Source organism: Bradyrhizobium sp. LTSP857, from assembly GCF_000938285.1.
Classification (GTDB): Bacteria; Pseudomonadota; Alphaproteobacteria; order Rhizobiales; family Xanthobacteraceae; genus Bradyrhizobium.
The window spans coordinates 205,831-219,869 of the sequence record NZ_JYMS01000027.1; the positions used below are offsets into that span (position 1 = coordinate 205,831).

The 14,039-nt window shown below is 64.3% G+C and carries 16 protein-coding genes; 5 read left to right on the top strand and 11 right to left on the bottom strand.

What is annotated here, in order from left to right; genetic code table 11:
* The first annotated feature begins 94 nt into the window (after positions 1 to 94).
* Positions 95 to 1,018, top strand: a complete 924-nt coding sequence (gene trxA, locus UP06_RS18415; protein WP_045004559.1) for a thioredoxin — start codon at positions 95 to 97, stop codon at positions 1,016 to 1,018.
* Between the two features lie 30 nt (positions 1,019 to 1,048).
* The gene (locus UP06_RS18420; protein WP_045004560.1) at positions 1,049 to 1,726 is read left to right on the top strand and encodes an LON peptidase substrate-binding domain-containing protein; all 678 of its coding nucleotides are present in this window, start codon (positions 1,049 to 1,051) and stop codon (positions 1,724 to 1,726) included.
* Between the two features lie 225 nt (positions 1,727 to 1,951).
* Here the strand turns inward: UP06_RS18420 and UP06_RS18425 are convergent, their stop codons facing one another.
* The 6 genes from UP06_RS18425 to UP06_RS18450 all read right to left on the bottom strand — a co-directional run bounded on the left by UP06_RS18425 (position 1,952) and on the right by UP06_RS18450 (position 5,527).
* On the bottom strand, positions 1,952 to 2,542 hold the full coding sequence (locus UP06_RS18425) for a cytochrome b/b6 domain-containing protein (protein ID WP_045004561.1): 591 nt from the start codon (positions 2,540 to 2,542) through the stop codon (positions 1,952 to 1,954).
* Positions 2,543 to 2,580: 38 nt separating this feature from the next.
* A complete protein-coding gene (locus tag UP06_RS18430) occupies positions 2,581 to 2,859 on the bottom strand; it encodes a PepSY domain-containing protein (RefSeq protein ID WP_045004563.1) in 279 nt (92 codons plus the stop codon).
* 218 nt (positions 2,860 to 3,077) lie between these two features.
* Entirely contained in the window at positions 3,078 to 3,878 is an 801-nt protein-coding gene (locus tag UP06_RS18435) for an SDR family oxidoreductase (protein ID WP_045004565.1), read from the bottom strand.
* 3 nt (positions 3,879 to 3,881) lie between these two features.
* A complete protein-coding gene (locus tag UP06_RS18440; protein ID WP_045005007.1) occupies positions 3,882 to 4,322 on the bottom strand; it encodes a PaaI family thioesterase in 441 nt (146 codons plus the stop codon).
* On the bottom strand, positions 4,319 to 5,122 hold the full coding sequence (locus UP06_RS18445) for a crotonase/enoyl-CoA hydratase family protein (RefSeq protein ID WP_045004567.1): 804 nt from the start codon (positions 5,120 to 5,122) through the stop codon (positions 4,319 to 4,321). The genes UP06_RS18440 and UP06_RS18445 overlap by 4 nt, the downstream gene beginning before the upstream one ends.
* 54 nt (positions 5,123 to 5,176) lie before the next feature.
* A complete protein-coding gene (locus UP06_RS18450; protein WP_045004569.1) occupies positions 5,177 to 5,527 on the bottom strand; it encodes a hypothetical protein in 351 nt (116 codons plus the stop codon).
* A gap of 91 nt (positions 5,528 to 5,618) precedes the next feature.
* Between UP06_RS18450 and UP06_RS18455 the strand changes: the two genes are divergently transcribed.
* Positions 5,619 to 6,149, top strand: a complete 531-nt coding sequence (locus UP06_RS18455) for a TetR/AcrR family transcriptional regulator (RefSeq protein WP_045004571.1) — start codon at positions 5,619 to 5,621, stop codon at positions 6,147 to 6,149.
* 172 nt (positions 6,150 to 6,321) lie between these two features.
* On the top strand, positions 6,322 to 6,519 hold the full coding sequence (locus UP06_RS18460) for a Trm112 family protein (RefSeq protein WP_045005009.1): 198 nt from the start codon (positions 6,322 to 6,324) through the stop codon (positions 6,517 to 6,519).
* A 203-nt stretch (positions 6,520 to 6,722) separates the two neighbouring features.
* Here UP06_RS18460 and UP06_RS18465 read toward each other — a convergent pair whose 3' ends face one another.
* A complete protein-coding gene (locus UP06_RS18465; protein ID WP_045004573.1) occupies positions 6,723 to 7,940 on the bottom strand; it encodes a ubiquinone biosynthesis hydroxylase in 1,218 nt (405 codons plus the stop codon).
* Between the two features lie 149 nt (positions 7,941 to 8,089).
* Here UP06_RS18465 and tesB point away from each other — a divergent pair, with 149 nt between their 5' ends.
* Positions 8,090 to 8,953 carry an acyl-CoA thioesterase II gene (tesB, locus tag UP06_RS18470; protein WP_045004575.1) on the top strand — a complete coding sequence of 288 codons (864 nt, stop codon included), beginning with the start codon at positions 8,090 to 8,092 and terminating at the stop codon, positions 8,951 to 8,953.
* A gap of 97 nt (positions 8,954 to 9,050) precedes the next feature.
* Here tesB and UP06_RS18475 read toward each other — a convergent pair whose 3' ends face one another.
* From UP06_RS18475 to UP06_RS18490, 4 genes are read right to left on the bottom strand one after another with little or no spacing between them, the layout of a single operon-like run.
* Positions 9,051 to 10,013: a Bug family tripartite tricarboxylate transporter substrate binding protein gene (locus tag UP06_RS18475; RefSeq protein ID WP_045004577.1), complete on the bottom strand. Its 963-nt coding sequence runs from the start codon at positions 10,011 to 10,013 to the stop codon at positions 9,051 to 9,053.
* Between the two features lie 53 nt (positions 10,014 to 10,066).
* Entirely contained in the window at positions 10,067 to 11,290 is a 1,224-nt protein-coding gene (locus UP06_RS18480; RefSeq protein WP_045004579.1) for a CaiB/BaiF CoA transferase family protein, read from the bottom strand.
* A 24-nt stretch (positions 11,291 to 11,314) separates the two neighbouring features.
* Positions 11,315 to 12,454 (bottom strand): FAS1-like dehydratase domain-containing protein, encoded by a 1,140-nt coding sequence (locus tag UP06_RS18485; RefSeq protein WP_045004581.1) that lies wholly within the window; start codon positions 12,452 to 12,454, stop codon positions 11,315 to 11,317.
* Positions 12,455 to 12,470: 16 nt separating this feature from the next.
* Positions 12,471 to 14,033 (bottom strand): acetate--CoA ligase, encoded by a 1,563-nt coding sequence (locus UP06_RS18490; protein ID WP_045004583.1) that lies wholly within the window; start codon positions 14,031 to 14,033, stop codon positions 12,471 to 12,473.
* Positions 14,034 to 14,039: the final 6 nt, after the last annotated feature.

Here is a 14,039-nt window from a genome sequence, read left to right on the forward strand (position 1 = left end):
GGCCGCCCCGGCCCAATTTTAGGGCCGACAGCGAAGCATATGAATTGGCGACGTGCTAAAGACCCGCCATTCCAGACATAGACGAGGGGATTCCGTGACGATCATCGACCAGGGTAACGGAGCCGCAGTCCCGGCTGCGGCGGATCTGATCAAGGACACCACCACCCAGACCTTCGTGAAGGACGTCATCGAGGAATCGAAGCGCCAGCCGGTGCTGATCGACTTCTGGGCCGAGTGGTGCGGCCCCTGCAAGCAGCTCACCCCCGTGCTGGAAAAGGCGGTCAAGGCGGCCAAGGGCAAGGTCAAGCTGGTCAAGATGAACATCGACCAGCATCCGGCGATCCCGGGCCAGATGGGCATCCAGTCGATCCCGGCCGTGATCGCCTTCGTCAACGGCCAGCCGGCCGACGGCTTCATGGGCGCGGTGCCGGAGAGTCAGATCAACGCCTTCATCGAAAAGCTGACCAAGGGCGTGACCGCACCGGGCGAGGCCAACATCGCCGAGATCCTGCAAGAGGCCGAAGCCGTGCTCGCCGAGGGCGATGCCGCGGCCGCAGCGCAGATCTATGCCGAGGTGCTCCAGCACGATTCGACCAACATCGCCGGACTTGCCGGGCTCGCAAAATGCTACGCCGTCTCCGGCGCGATGGAGCAGGCCAAGCAGACGCTCGCCATGGTGCCGGAATCCAAGCGCAACGACCCCGCGGTGAAGGCCGTGCAGACCGCGATCGATCTCGCCGAGCAGGCGCAGTCGCTCGGACCGGTGGCCGAGCTGGAACAGAAAGTCGCCGCAGACCCGCTCGATCATCAGGCGCGATTCGACCTTGCGACCGCGCTCAACGCGCAGGGCAATCGGGCGGCGGCCACCGAGCAGCTGCTAGCGATCATCAAGCGCGACCGCAAATGGAACGACGACGGCGCCCGCAAGCAGCTCGTGCAGTTCTTCGAAGCCTGGGGCGGCGCCGATGATGCGACCGTCGAGGGCCGCAAGCGCTTGTCGATCATCCTGTTTTCGTAAGCACGAGCTGGCGACGTCAGCGGGGACCAGATGCCGATCAATATCGAATATCGCGGCCCCGCCGACCTTCCGGAAATTCTCCCGGTATTTCCGCTGCCAGGTGCGCTGCTGCTGCCGCGCGGGCAAATGCCGCTCAACATCTTCGAGCCGCGCTACCTCGCGATGGTCGACGATTCCTTCCGTGATGGCCATCGCCTGATCGGCATGATCCAGCCCGACATCGCGCATTCGCCGAAGAATTCCGACAAGCCGGCGCTGTTCCGCGTCGGCTGCGTCGGCCGCATCACCCAGCTGGCTGAATCCGGCGACGGCCGCTACATCCTCGAGCTCACCGGGGTCGCGCGGTTCAAGGTGGTCGAGGAGCTCGAGGTGCTGACCGCCTACCGGCAGTGCAAGGTCGACATCTTCGCCTTCGCCGACGATTTCACCGCGCGCGTCGGCGAGGACAAGGTCAACCGCGAGGCCTTGCTGGTCGCGCTGGCGGATTTCTTGAAGGCCAACAACCTCAAGGTCGACTGGGAGGGCGTCGAGAGCGCGCCCAACGAAGCGCTGGTCAATGCGCTGGCAATGATGTCGCCCTACGGCCCGGCCGAGAAGCAGGCTATGCTCGAGGCGCCGGACCTCAAGACCCGCGCCGAGATCTTGATCGCGGTCACCGAGATGGATCTCGCCAAGAAGCGCACCAGCGGCGATCCGCCGCTGCAGTGAGGGTGTGCTGCGACATTTCGCTTTCAGAAATATCTTGAACACGATGATTGCTGCCACAACGGTGATGCGCTCCCTCTCCCGCTTGCGGGGGAGGGTTGGGGAGAGGGTGCTTCCTCAAGCGAGAACCCCGATGAGGAGAAAGCCCTCACCCGGCGCTTCGCGCCGACCTCTCCCGCAGGCGGGCGAGGTTGACTGAGCCTGCCGCCCGAGCGGTTCAACCCAACTTCAAGAACGATGACGGATGCGTTTGCGTCCGGTGAACATCGCGCGGATCAAATTCTCACGCTGAAGAACGCCCATCAGCACCACGCCTACGACGTGCAGAACGACCAGGACGATGACCGCGTCCGATGCATAGGCATGGGTATCCTCGATCCACCGGACGCCGAAGAATGTGACGGTGACCGACAGCGCGCCGGTGATCGACGAGACCGCGAGCGACACGAGCAGTGCCACCAGCATCAGAGTGCCGGCAGGATTGAGCCCGATATAGCGTCCCGTGATGCCGCGGCGAAGATTCCAGAGATAGCGGGGCGCGGCACGGAGCCTGACGCCGACCATGCGAAAGCGCGAATAGCGGCTTCCCAGAAATCCCCATATCAGGCGGAAAGCCAACAGCCCGATCACGCCATAGCCGACGATGCGGTGAAGGCCGTCATAGACGGCGGGCGTGAACCACGCGATCAGGACGCTAGCTGCGAGAGCCCAGTGCCAAAGGCGCAGCGGGAGGTCCCAGACATCGACCGTCCGCGAAACGGTCTTGTCCGCGGGGGCCCGGATGGGCTCCCCGCGCGCGTCTGGTACCGCTTCGTCCATCGGCCTCAGTTCATTTAGCGCAGTTTATTTGGCACAATTTATTTAGCGATCGTGTGCTTCAGGCTGAGATCTTCAGGGCTGTAGAACAGCTCGTAGATCTTGCCTTCCTTGACGCCGTAGACCTCATAGCACGAGCCTTCGATCTTGGAGCGCCGCACCTCGTAGCCGGCCGCCTTGGCCTTGGCTTCGGCATCGCCCGCCGGCTTCCATGATGCCTTGTCGAGCTTGGTGCAGTTCTTGAAACCGTCGGCCATGGCCGTCGACCCCATGCCGATCCCGACCGTCAGTGCAATGGCAACAACACGAATGACCTTCACGAACGTCTCCTCCTCTGTCGTGTGCGCGACGCTTCGCGCGAAACGCGACCGAAGGAAGCAAAGGGGATCGCGAAGTCAACTCGGGTTCGGGGCGCGAAGCCTTTAGAGATATTCTAACGGTCGCCAAAACATCAGCGCGCTCCGCATGCAGCGCGTGTTTGGAGCTTCGCTGCGGCCTTACGCCTCACGGCCTGGTGTCGAAGATATCGACCTGCGCCTCACCCGCGGGATGACCGACGTCGCAGCCAGTCGGCCCACGAGAGCCGTCCACGCACGCCATGGCTGACGACGAAGCCCATGCCACGCGCCTTCGCGTCTGAAAGACTCACCGGCAGGATTTTACGACGCAGTCCGCGCGCATCCTGGTACTGGCCGGCGAGCGCGGTAAGACTGAGGTCTTCGGGACCGCCGATCTCCGCGCGCTCACCACGCGCCCCATCGAAGGCGCATGTCACGACGTGATCGGCGACATCCGACGTATCGACAGGATTGAACGATGTCGTCGGCACCGGCCACACCGGAAGCCAGGCGAGGCCCGCGAGCAACCTGTCGAGCAGATAGTAGAACGGCATTGCGCGAACGACGGACCAGGACAGCGCGGACGAGCGGACCAACCGCTCGCCGGCAAGCTTGACCCGGCCATAAGGCAGCGTCGCCTCGTCGAGTCCGACGATCGAGGTGTGCAGGAAATGCCGCACGGACTGTTCCTGGCACAGCGACAGCAATCGCTCCGTGCCTTCGACATCCACGGCGGAAGGGGACCTGAAGAAGTCTATCGGACGAACCCCGCCGCGCCGTGCGATCGGCGAATACGTCGCCGCATTGATGACCGTGTCGACACCATGCAGCGCTTGCCGCAGCCCGGCTCCCGTAGCGAGATCACCGACGACCCACTCGATATCCGATCGCGTGCCCCGTGATCGCGCAAGGACCCGGACGCGACGGCCGTCGCGGACAAGGCGATCGACGATGTCACGGCCAAGATGGCCCGTGCCTCCGGTGACGAGCGTCAGCGCCATGCTTCAGCCTCCCGTACGTGCCGGCTCTCCCATGGGAACGAGCACGGCCTCGCCGGTCGCGACGAGAGACAGTTCGCCCTGCTCATCAGCAGCGAGAAGCTCGGCCCGGGCGAATACCTGCCTGCGCCCGGCGCGCACCGTCGTTCCCCTGGCGATGAAGTGAGAGCCGACGGCCGGCTTGAGGCAGTTCATCGAGAAGTGCGACGCGGTGACTGAGCCCACCAAGGTCGCGGCAGCAAAACCGCAGGCGGTGTCGAGCAGGGCTGCGATCAAGCCGGCATGCAGGTGTCCGGAATATTGGGCAAAGTCGTCGCGCCAGCTCATGCGGATGGCGACCTCACCTTGGCCGGCCTCAACGACTTCGAACTCCGCCATGCGGTTGAACGCAGCGGATGAATTGACTGCCTTGAGAGCCGGCAGATCGAAACCGTCAGTCCTGCTCATGCGCAGCTCCATCGTGGTGGACGCTTCTCGAGATTGCTCCTGACGGCCTCGACATGATTGGGCGAACCGAGCAACGCAGCCTGTTCGGCGGTTTCGGCCGCAAGACCGGTGGCCGCGTCGCAAGTCGCCGCGAGATTAAGGAGCCGCTTGGCGGCGCGAATGGCATCCGGACTTCGGTTTGCGATCTCCTGCGCAGTCGACAATGCGGCCGCCAGCGGATCATCGGCGAGTCCGGTCGCAAAGCCATAAGCCAGCGCCTGCTGAGCCGAAAACACACGGCCGGTGTAAGTCAGTTCGCGTACGACATCCTCACGCGCAAGGTGGCGCATCAGTTGGGTGCCGGCCATATCGGGCACCAATCCCCATTTGGCCTCGATGACGGCGAGCTGCGTTGCCGGTGCGAGATAGCGAAGGTCGGCACCTAGCGCGAGCTGGAAGCCGCCGCCGAAGGCGACGCCGTGGACGGCTGCGATCACGGGCATCGGCAGCTCGCGCCACAGCCAAACGAGATGCTGCGCATAGTTCGCGATCCCGTGGGTTCGTTGAGTGAGGTCGATCGATGGGATCAGCCGTTCGCCGTTTGCCGTGGCCAGCAGGCGGTCCAGGTCGAGGCCCGCGCAAAACGCGCGTCCTTCGCCGGAGAGAACGACGGCGCGGACATCCTTGCAAGCGCCAAGCTGTGTTCCAACGGTGATGATCGCTTCGAACATCGCCGGGTCCAGCGCGTTCATCTTGTCCGGGCGATTCAGCCGGACATGGGCCACACCTTCCTCGATGGTCAGGCGAACACGATCTTCCATAGCCACTCCACTTTGAAGGCCTTGGGTTTTGAGACCTTGGGTTCGTTTCGACGTTCAGTAGCCGGCAACCGCCATGACCACGACGGCACTGAGCGCCATCCAGCCAAAGTGCCGGCCGCGTGTCGCCCATGCATTGGCCAGGGCGGAAAAACCGAACACGCAGGCCATGGTGATCACGATCCAGTGGCGCGCCGGCGCGGAGTCCATCCAGGGCGTCGCGATCAAGAGCACACCACCGCCGATCCAGGCCACGGTCGAGGCCTGCCAGACCAGGCGGATCAAGGTGCGGAGGCGCTCGGGCTCGATACGGGCACGCGCAAAGACCTTGGTCTCGCCGAGGATGCCATGGATGATCGCCACGACAATGGTCAGGACGCCGGCACACTGGAGCAGGAGATCACGCATCAACGCCTCCGTACAGTTATGTATGGTGGATTAAGCGCTGGCCCGCCGCCTGTCAATACACTAGTGTATGGCTCGACCCTTGGACCCCGAGATGACCGAACAGCTCTCCGCCGACGACTGGATCAACGCGGGACTCAAGGCGCTCGCCAAAAGCGGCTTCACGGCGCTGAAGGCCGATCCGCTCGCCAAGGCCATGGGCGTCTCGCGCGGCAGCTTCTATTGGCACTTTGCCGATCTCGGCGCGTTCCACGCGGCCATTCTGAAGCGCTGGCGCGAGATCGCGGCCGAGCAGATCATCGCCGACGTCGAGGCCGGCAGCGACGAGCCGCTGAAAGCGCTGCTGCGCCGGACGTTTGGCGCGCGGCTCGATCTCGAACGTGCCGTGCGCAACTGGGCGGCGTTCGATCCGGCCGCGCAAGCGGCGGTCCGCGCCATCGACCGCCGCAGGCTCGATTATATCGAGACGCTGCTGGAGCGGCGCGGGCTCAATGCCACGATGGCGCAGGGGCGCGCGCAGATCCTGTACTGGACGTTTCTCGGCTTCGCGCTCTCCGGCGCGCCGGTCCCGGCGCCACGACTCCAAGGCCTGCTCGACGAGCTCCTGCGAATGATCGCCGGTTAGCCAAAAAGCCGGTGGCGCCCGCGATGGGCGGCCGCGATTTTCTATGCTAGAGCCCCATTCCGATGGAATCGGAACGGGACGCTAGATTCTTTTTTGACGCGTTTTCTTTACGCGAACCGGTATCCACTTCGCTCGAAAACGCTCTACAGGCAGCCGATCGCCGGAGACCATGATGACCGCGCCCACTGAACGCCCCGAAAACAGCGTCGATCCCAAATTGCTGGAGATCTTGGTCTGCCCGCTGACCAAGGGCCCGCTGGAGTTCGATTCCGCCAAGCAGGAGCTGATCTCGCGCTCCGCCAAGCTCGCTTATCCCATTCGCGACGGCATCCCGATCATGCTGCCGGAAGAGGCGCGGAAGATCGATTGAGATAAGCGGTCATTTTGCGCGACGGCCGCGCAACAGCCTCATTGTCGTCCCGGCGAAGGCCGGGACCCATAACCACAGGAAGTGGTTGTAGCGCGAAGCTGGTAACTCCGAGTCTTCGCAAAACTATTGCTGCGGCGTATGGGTCCCGGATCTGCGCTGCGCTTGTCCGGGACGACGAGCGGAGAGCTAGGCGACAGCGAGAATTACAGCGCCTCGCCCTTCAGCAACTTCGGCACCTCGCCCGTGAGCCCCGCGGCCTGGCGGATGAAGAGATTCTTCAGCGGCGGGGCGCGGTCGACGAGGCCGAGGCCGATGTCGCGCACGGTGCGCAGCAGCGTCGACTTGTTGGAGAACAGGAAGTTCAGCGAGTTAGTGGCAACGCCCATCGCCATGGTGTCGAAGCGGCGCCAGCGCTGGTAGCGCTCGAGCACGTCGGCTCCGCCGATATCCATCCCAAGCCGCGCGGCATCTACGACGACCTCGGCCAGTGCGGCGACATCCTTCAGCCCCATGTTGAGGCCCTGGCCCGCGATGGGATGGATGACATGCGCGGCGTCCCCGACCAGCGCCAGGCGCTCGGCGATGAAGGAGCGCGCCACGAAATAAGACAGCGGAAACGCGCGCGGCTTGTCGAGCGCCTTCACCTCGCCGAGATGCAGGCCGAAGCGCTGCTCGAGCTCGCCATGAAATTCGTCGTCGCTCAGGGCCACGATGCGCGCGGCCTCGCTGCGGCGCTCCGTCCACACCAGCGAGGAACGCTTTCCGGTAAGCGGCAGGATCGCGAACGGACCCGCGGGCAAGAAGTGTTCTTCGGCGCGCCCCTCGTGATCGCGCTCATGGCCGACGGTGACGACGATGCCGGATTGATCATATTCCCAGCCATGGGTGGCGATGCCGGCGCGCTCGCGCAGTTTTGACTTCGCACCGTCAGCCGCGATCAACAGGCTCGCGGCAACAACGCTGCCGTCACTGAGCGTCACGTCGATGCCGTCAGCACGGGCGTCATAGGAGGCAACGGCCGTGGCGCGGAGCTCGACGCCGGCCGCTTCGGCGCGGACGACCAGCGCATCAATCAGGCGGCGGTTCTCGACCATATGCGCGAAGGATTCGCCGGGCGCGACATCGCCGGCAAGATTCAGGAACACCGGACGCGTCGCGTCCTCCAGCTTGGAATCCGTGACCACCATGTCGAGGATCGGCTGCGCCTCGCCCTTGACGTCGTCCCAGGCGCCGAGGGCCTCGAAAAGCCGGCGGCAGGCCGCCACGATCGCAGTCGCTCGGGGATCACGGCTCGGACGGACGCTGAGCGCCGGATCGGCGACGATGATGGGAATCTCGGGCCCGAGCCCCTGGCGCAGCGCCAGCGCCAGCGCGAGGCCCGCAAATGCGCCGCCGCCAATGACTATGCTACTCTGTGACATCTAAAATTCCCGGCCAACTCTTGGTCTTGCTAGCAGACTTGAGGTGGGCGAAACAGTGCGGTGAAACAAGGGCGGAACGGCCCCCAAGAACTGCCTAATGTGTCATTCCTGAGCAACCCACCCGGAATGACGGCAAGAAAGTTCACTCCATGTCCAAAAGCCTGTTCGACCTGATCTCGATCCTCGACCTCGAACAGCTCGAGGTGAATTTGTTCCGCGGCAACAGCCCGAAGACGGACTGGCAGCGGGTCTTTGGCGGCCAGGTGATCGGGCAGGCGATGGTTGCGGCCTGCCGCACCGTCGAGGGCCGGCTGCCGCACTCGCTGCATTGCTATTTCATCCTGCCGGGCGATCCGCAGATTCCGATCATCTACCAGGTCGAGCGGCTGCGTGACGGCAAGAGCTACTCGACCCGCCGCGTCACCGCGATCCAGCACGGCAATGCGATCTTCTCGATCATGGTGTCGTTCCATGCCGAGGAGGCGAGTGCGTTCGATCACCAGGACAAGATGCCGGACGTGCCGCCGCCGGAAAAGCTGACCGCGGAGGAGGTTGCAAAACAGCCGCAGTTCAAGGAGATGCCGGAGTTCATCCGCCGCTACTATGAAATGGATCGTCCGATCGAATTGCGTCCCGTCGAGATTGGCCGCTATTTCGGTCAGAAGGTCGACGACGGCCGCATCAATATCTGGATTCGCACGGCCGCAAAGCTCCCCGACGATCCCGCGTTGCATCTGTGCGCACTCGCCTACGCGTCGGACTTCTCGCTGCTCGATGCGATCATGGCGCGCTACGGCCGCACGCTGTTCGACAAGCGCATGATGCCGGCGAGCCTCGATCACGCGATGTGGTTCCACCGCCCGTTCCGCGCCGACGAATGGCTGCTTTACGCGCAGGATTCGCCGAGCGCGCAAGGCGGCCGCGGCTTGAGTCGCGGCCTCATCTTCAAGCCGGACGGCACGCTGGTGGCCTCAGTGGCGCAGGAAGGCTCGGTGCGCGAGCGTCGCACCTAAAGCGCGATGAGATTGGGATGAATCGTCATCGCGCTTTAGGTTGTTGTTGGAGCATGATCTTTCCGGAAAACCGCTGCGCACTTTTCCGGATCATGCTTTAGCCGCCCTGTAAACCTGTCGACTTGATCACCGGCCCCCATTTGAGCCGCTCTTGCGCCTCGAATCGGGCGAGGTCCGCCGGCGTTCCGCCGGCCGGATCGAATCCCAGCTCCTGGAGCCGCTTCCTCGTCTCGGGCAGGGCCAGCGCCTTGGCGAACTCGCCGTTCAGAAGCTCGATGACGGCTTGTGGCGTGTCGCGCGGCGCGTAAAAAGCGTTCCATCCTGCCATCTCGAAATCAGGCACGCCCTGCTCGGCGATGGGTTTTACGCCCGGCAGAAGTTCGCTCGGCTTCAGCACGGTGATGCCCAGCGCCTTCAACTTGCCGTCGTCGATCTGCGTGCGCAGTGCCGTGACCGTATCGATGAGCAGCGGCACCTGTCCGCCAAGCACGTCGGTCATCGCCGTCGCCGATCCCTTGTAGGGAACGCCGAACATCGGCGCGCCGGTCTTCTCCTTGAGAAACTCGAAGATGACACGTGCCGTCGTGCTCGGCAGGGCGATGTCGATCCTGTCGGGCTTCGCTTTCGCCGCGGCGATCAGATCAGCCACATTGTTTCCGGCAAACGACGGACTGGCCGAGATCACCAGCGGCAGTTTGCCCACCAGGATGATCGGGGCAAAATCCTTGTCCGGCGCGAAGCCCAGCGAGGGATACATGAACTCGTTCATGGTCTGGGTGGCGTTGGTGCCCATCAGGAGCGTATAGCCGTCGGGGTCCGAATGCGCCGCCTGCTCGGCACCGATATTGCCGCCGGCACCGGGCTTGTTCTCGACATAGAAGCGCTGGCCCAGCGTCCGCGACAAATGGTCGGCCAGGTATCGCGCCACGACGTCGGTGCCCTGGCCCGCCTGATAGGGAACGATGATCCTGACCGGCCGGGTCGGATAGGTTTGCGCAAGGCTTGCGCAACTCCATAACAGGGCCAGCCATCCGGCGGCCCATCTCACGGATTTCAGCATGCTCGTTTCCTCCGATTATGATTCTTTTGATCGTCTTCTTGTTGGTAGCCTTCTTATCGTTGCGCGGCGTCCTTCCCTGGCGGCGTGACGACGCCGGCTTCGATCAGGCCGTCGATCGTCGCTTCGTCGAAACCGGCGTCCGCCAGGATTTCGCGGGCATGCTCGCCAAAGCGGGCCGGCCGTCGCGTGGTGCTGCCGGGCGTCTGCGCGAGCTTCACGGGAATGCCGGGTGCACGATGGCCCTCGCTTTCGACCAGCATGTCGCGGTGAGCGACGTGGGATTGCGCGAACGCCTGCGGCACGGTGTTGACGACGCCTGCGGGAACGCCGGCCTGCATCAGGTCGCGGCAAAGCGCGTCCGACTTGAAGCCGGCCAGCGTGCGCTCCAGCTCAGTGCGAAGCGCTGCAACGTGACTGAGCCGGTCGGCGTTGGTCCGAAAGCGCCGATCATCGAGCAGATCGCCGCGTTTCACCTTCTGGCAGAAGCGGCGAAACTGGCCGTCATTGAGGATGCCGAGAAATATCTCGCCGTCGGCCGCCGCGAACTTGTCGTAAGGCGCGATGTTGGGATGGGCGCTGCCGAGACGGCCGGGCACAGTCCCTGAGCAGATCCAGTTCGCCGCGTGTGGCACGAGAAGGGCGAGCGCGGTGTCGAACAGCGTCACCTCGACGCGCTGTCCGCGTCCGGTCCGTTCGCGCGCCGCGAGCGCGAGCAAGACGCCCGTGAGCGCATTGTAGCCGGTGACATAATCGACAATGGGAACACCGACGCGCGTGGCGCCTGAGTCCTGCGTCCCGTTGATGCTCATCAAGCCACACATGGCCTGGAGCACTGCATCGTAGCCGGGCAGGCCGCCGAGCGGCCCGTCGGCGCCGAAGCCGGAGATGGCGCAATAGATCAATCGCGGAAAGCGTTCGGACAAATCGGCCTCGTAGCCGAGCCCCCAGCGCTCCATGGTGCCAGGTAGGAAATTCTCCACCAGCACGTCGGCATCTTTCAACAGCGCTTCGAGCACCGCGCGCCCCTCCGCGCGCGACAGGTCGAGCGCCATACCCCGCTTGCCGCGATTGACGGCGCCGAAATACGCCGCTTGTCCTGCCGCATCGAAGGGCGGCCCGAGGCCGCGCGTCTCATCGCCCGATGGCGGCTCGATCTTGACGACGTCAGCGCCATGATCGGCCAGCATCTGCGTACACAACGGGCCCGCCAGCACGCGCGAGAGATCGACGACCTTGAGGCCGGTCACCGCTCCGCGCGTGAGATCAGATGCGGGCATGCTGATAGGCCCAGTTGGTCGTCGTCAGGTGCGGCTAGGCAGTTCCACGATGCCGGTTCCGAGCACCGAGAGTTCATCGTCCTGGTTGCGCGCTTCCTGTTCGATCTCGACGAGGTGACGGCCGTTCTCGACGAATTTGCGCTTCACCCTGCCCTTGATGAACAGGATGTCGCCCTCGGGATTGTGCCGGCGGATCTTGCAGGTCGCGCGGCGCAGGAAACCATCATCGCCCATCCAGTTGGTGAGGTGATGGGTCAGCCAGGAGCAGCGCTCCGGACCGTAATCATAGGCGCCGGGCGCGCCGACCTCGAGCGCGAATTCCTCTTCCCAGTGCACGCGCTCGGGACAATCGGGAATATTGAAACGGTTCGGAATGCCGAGGCCGCGATGGGCGTCCTGCAGTTTCCAGGCGAGCTTGTTGGCACGGATGTAGAGACCGCCCCAGCCCTGGGCATAAGCAATGAATCCGGTGACCGTCATCGGCCCCTTCAGCATCACGGGCAGTGCCTCGCCTTCGGTGACGTCCTGCCAGTAGCGCGGACGCGAGCCCTGAATCCTCTCGTCGGCATAGTGCTTGTAGGCTGCAGCCAGTTCCTGCTCGCTGTAGCGGCGCTGCGGGCGGGCCTTGACGTCGCTGTACTTGGTGCCCTGCTCGCGCGCGTGGTCGCGCTCGGTCCGGAAGCACCAGCTATCCGCTTCGGCGACGAGGTCGCCCTGCTGGTTGAAGAAATCGACGTGATAGGTCTGCTGGATCGCGCGGCCGGCGAAACGCGTCTGATGCTCGACGAGGTCCTTCAACTTTGCCTCGGTCGAAATGACGTCGTTGCGCCGGATAGCCTTGTGCCAGGTCCAGTCGGCGCCCGACCACATGGCGTGGACGCCGGGCAGGCCGCCGACATAGCCCGACACGATGCGGCTGGTGCTGAAGAGGAAGCTCGGAAGCGCGATGAGGCCGCCATAGCTGGTCTTGGCGGCGTATTCGGGATCGCACCAAAGCGGGTTGTCGTCGCCGATGCCGTGCGCGTAGTGACGGATGTTGTCGCGCGTTGCCTCGTAGCACCAGGGCTCGGCGGTTACGCCGATCGAGACGCCGATGCGCTTGCGCAAATCGTCGAGGCCCTCTTCGGTGATCTTCGGAAACCTGGTTTCGGTCGTGTCCAGCATGTGGCGTTCCTTTCCTCTAACTCGTCGTTTCTGATTGTTTGACGGCCTGCTCCCGATCGCGCAGCACCTTGCGGTTGACCTTGCCGGCAGGCGTCTTGGGCAACTCCGTGACGAAGCTGACGAGACGGGGATACTCATGGTGGCTGAGGCGCTGGCGCACGAGGTTCTGGATCTCGTGCTCGAACGACGTATCGCCGGGTCTGTCGGTGACCACGAAGGCCTTCACCACCTGCCCACGCAGGGAATCAGGGACGCCAATGGCCGCGGCCTCCCGCACCTGCGGATGCTTCAGGATCGCGTCCTCGATCTCGACGGCGCTCATGGTCCAGCCGGCGGAGATGATGACGTCATCAGCCCGGCCGCCATGATAAAAATACCCGTCCTCATCGATGCGCCCGAGATCCTTGGTCGCGATCCACGCGCCACGGCGCCAGACCTTCAGCTCGCCGGTGACGCCGGGCGCGCACGGCCGCCCTTCGGCGTCCTGCACTTCGACGCGCCCGCCGGGGATCGGCTTGCCCAGCGATCCCGGCTTGACGACGAAATCGCGTGCGCCGGGATAGCTTACCAGGATCACGCCGATCTCGGTGGTGCCGTACATGCTGCAAACCTGACGGCCGAAGGTTTCGTTGACAAAGGCTGCCGTCTCGCTGTCGATGGGTTCGCCGGTGAACGACAATTTCTCCAGCGCGTAGCGGTAGCGCGGCGCGGCGCCCGAATTCCGCAGCATGCGATAATGAGTGGCAGCGGCGGAGATGTTGTTGAACTGATAGCGCCCGAGCGCGGCCAGCAGACGCTCCGGATTGAACTTGCCGGCATAGGCCCCGATGGTGATGCCGAGCGCCAGCGGCGCCAGCGTGCCGTGCCAAAGCCCATGTCCCCATGCCGGCGATGACGGACAAATGAAGCGGTCGCCCGGACGCAGACCGGTGCCGTACAGCGCTGCCACCATCAGCGTGACGATCGAACGATGCGTGTGCTTGACCGCTTCGGGCAATTCGCGCGTCGTGCCCGACGTATATTGAAACAGCGCCATCGCGTCGGCCGCGGTATCCGGCGTGAAGTGCGGCGCAAAACGTTGCAGCTCGCTCAGGAGGGCGTCATCGGCGACCACGATTTCGGTGCCGATCCCGGCGAGAAGCGGCGCCTTCTCCGCGTTGGTCACGATCAGCCGCGGCTTGCAGTCGTCGACGCGCAGCTTGACGCCGTCGGGTCCGAACAGCGTGAACAGCGGCACCGCGACGGCGCCGGCCTTCATGGTCCCGAACACCGCCACGTAGAAGGCGCGCGAGGGCTCGAGCATGACCGCGACGCGATCGCCGGCCTTGATCCCGCGGCTCACCAGATAATGCGCGAAGCGCGCGGAAGCTTCCGCGAGCTCGCCGAAGCCCAGCACCTCGTCCGGCCCTTCCGAGCGAACAACGATCACCGCCGGGTTGGAGCGGCCGGCATGCCGGTCGATACATTCATGCGCGATGTTCAGGCGCGCGCGATTGCCCTCGAACAACTCCCAGAGTTTCTCCGAAGAGAAATTGGCCTGCGCGTCCGCATAGCTCGTGTGGTCGGTCAGCGTGCTCATGGCCGG

Coding starts and splice junctions, on each gene's coding strand:
- UP06_RS18420 (WP_045004560.1), top strand. CDS start 1,049: ATGCCGATCAATATCGAATATCGCGGCCCCGCCGACCTTCCGGAAATT.
- UP06_RS18425 (WP_045004561.1), bottom strand. CDS start 2,542: ATGGACGAAGCGGTACCAGACGCGCGCGGGGAGCCCATCCGGGCCCCC.
- UP06_RS18435 (WP_045004565.1), bottom strand. CDS start 3,878: ATGGCGCTGACGCTCGTCACCGGAGGCACGGGCCATCTTGGCCGTGAC.
- UP06_RS18440 (WP_045005007.1), bottom strand. CDS start 4,322: ATGAGCAGGACTGACGGTTTCGATCTGCCGGCTCTCAAGGCAGTCAAT.
- UP06_RS18445 (WP_045004567.1), bottom strand. CDS start 5,122: ATGGAAGATCGTGTTCGCCTGACCATCGAGGAAGGTGTGGCCCATGTC.
- UP06_RS18450 (WP_045004569.1), bottom strand. CDS start 5,527: ATGCGTGATCTCCTGCTCCAGTGTGCCGGCGTCCTGACCATTGTCGTG.
- UP06_RS18455 (WP_045004571.1), top strand. CDS start 5,619: ATGACCGAACAGCTCTCCGCCGACGACTGGATCAACGCGGGACTCAAG.
- UP06_RS18460 (WP_045005009.1), top strand. CDS start 6,322: ATGACCGCGCCCACTGAACGCCCCGAAAACAGCGTCGATCCCAAATTG.
- UP06_RS18465 (WP_045004573.1), bottom strand. CDS start 7,940: ATGTCACAGAGTAGCATAGTCATTGGCGGCGGCGCATTTGCGGGCCTC.
- tesB (WP_045004575.1), top strand. CDS start 8,090: ATGTCCAAAAGCCTGTTCGACCTGATCTCGATCCTCGACCTCGAACAG.
- UP06_RS18475 (WP_045004577.1), bottom strand. CDS start 10,013: ATGCTGAAATCCGTGAGATGGGCCGCCGGATGGCTGGCCCTGTTATGG.
- UP06_RS18480 (WP_045004579.1), bottom strand. CDS start 11,290: ATGCCCGCATCTGATCTCACGCGCGGAGCGGTGACCGGCCTCAAGGTC.
- UP06_RS18485 (WP_045004581.1), bottom strand. CDS start 12,454: ATGCTGGACACGACCGAAACCAGGTTTCCGAAGATCACCGAAGAGGGC.
- UP06_RS18490 (WP_045004583.1), bottom strand. CDS start 14,033: ATGAGCACGCTGACCGACCACACGAGCTATGCGGACGCGCAGGCCAAT.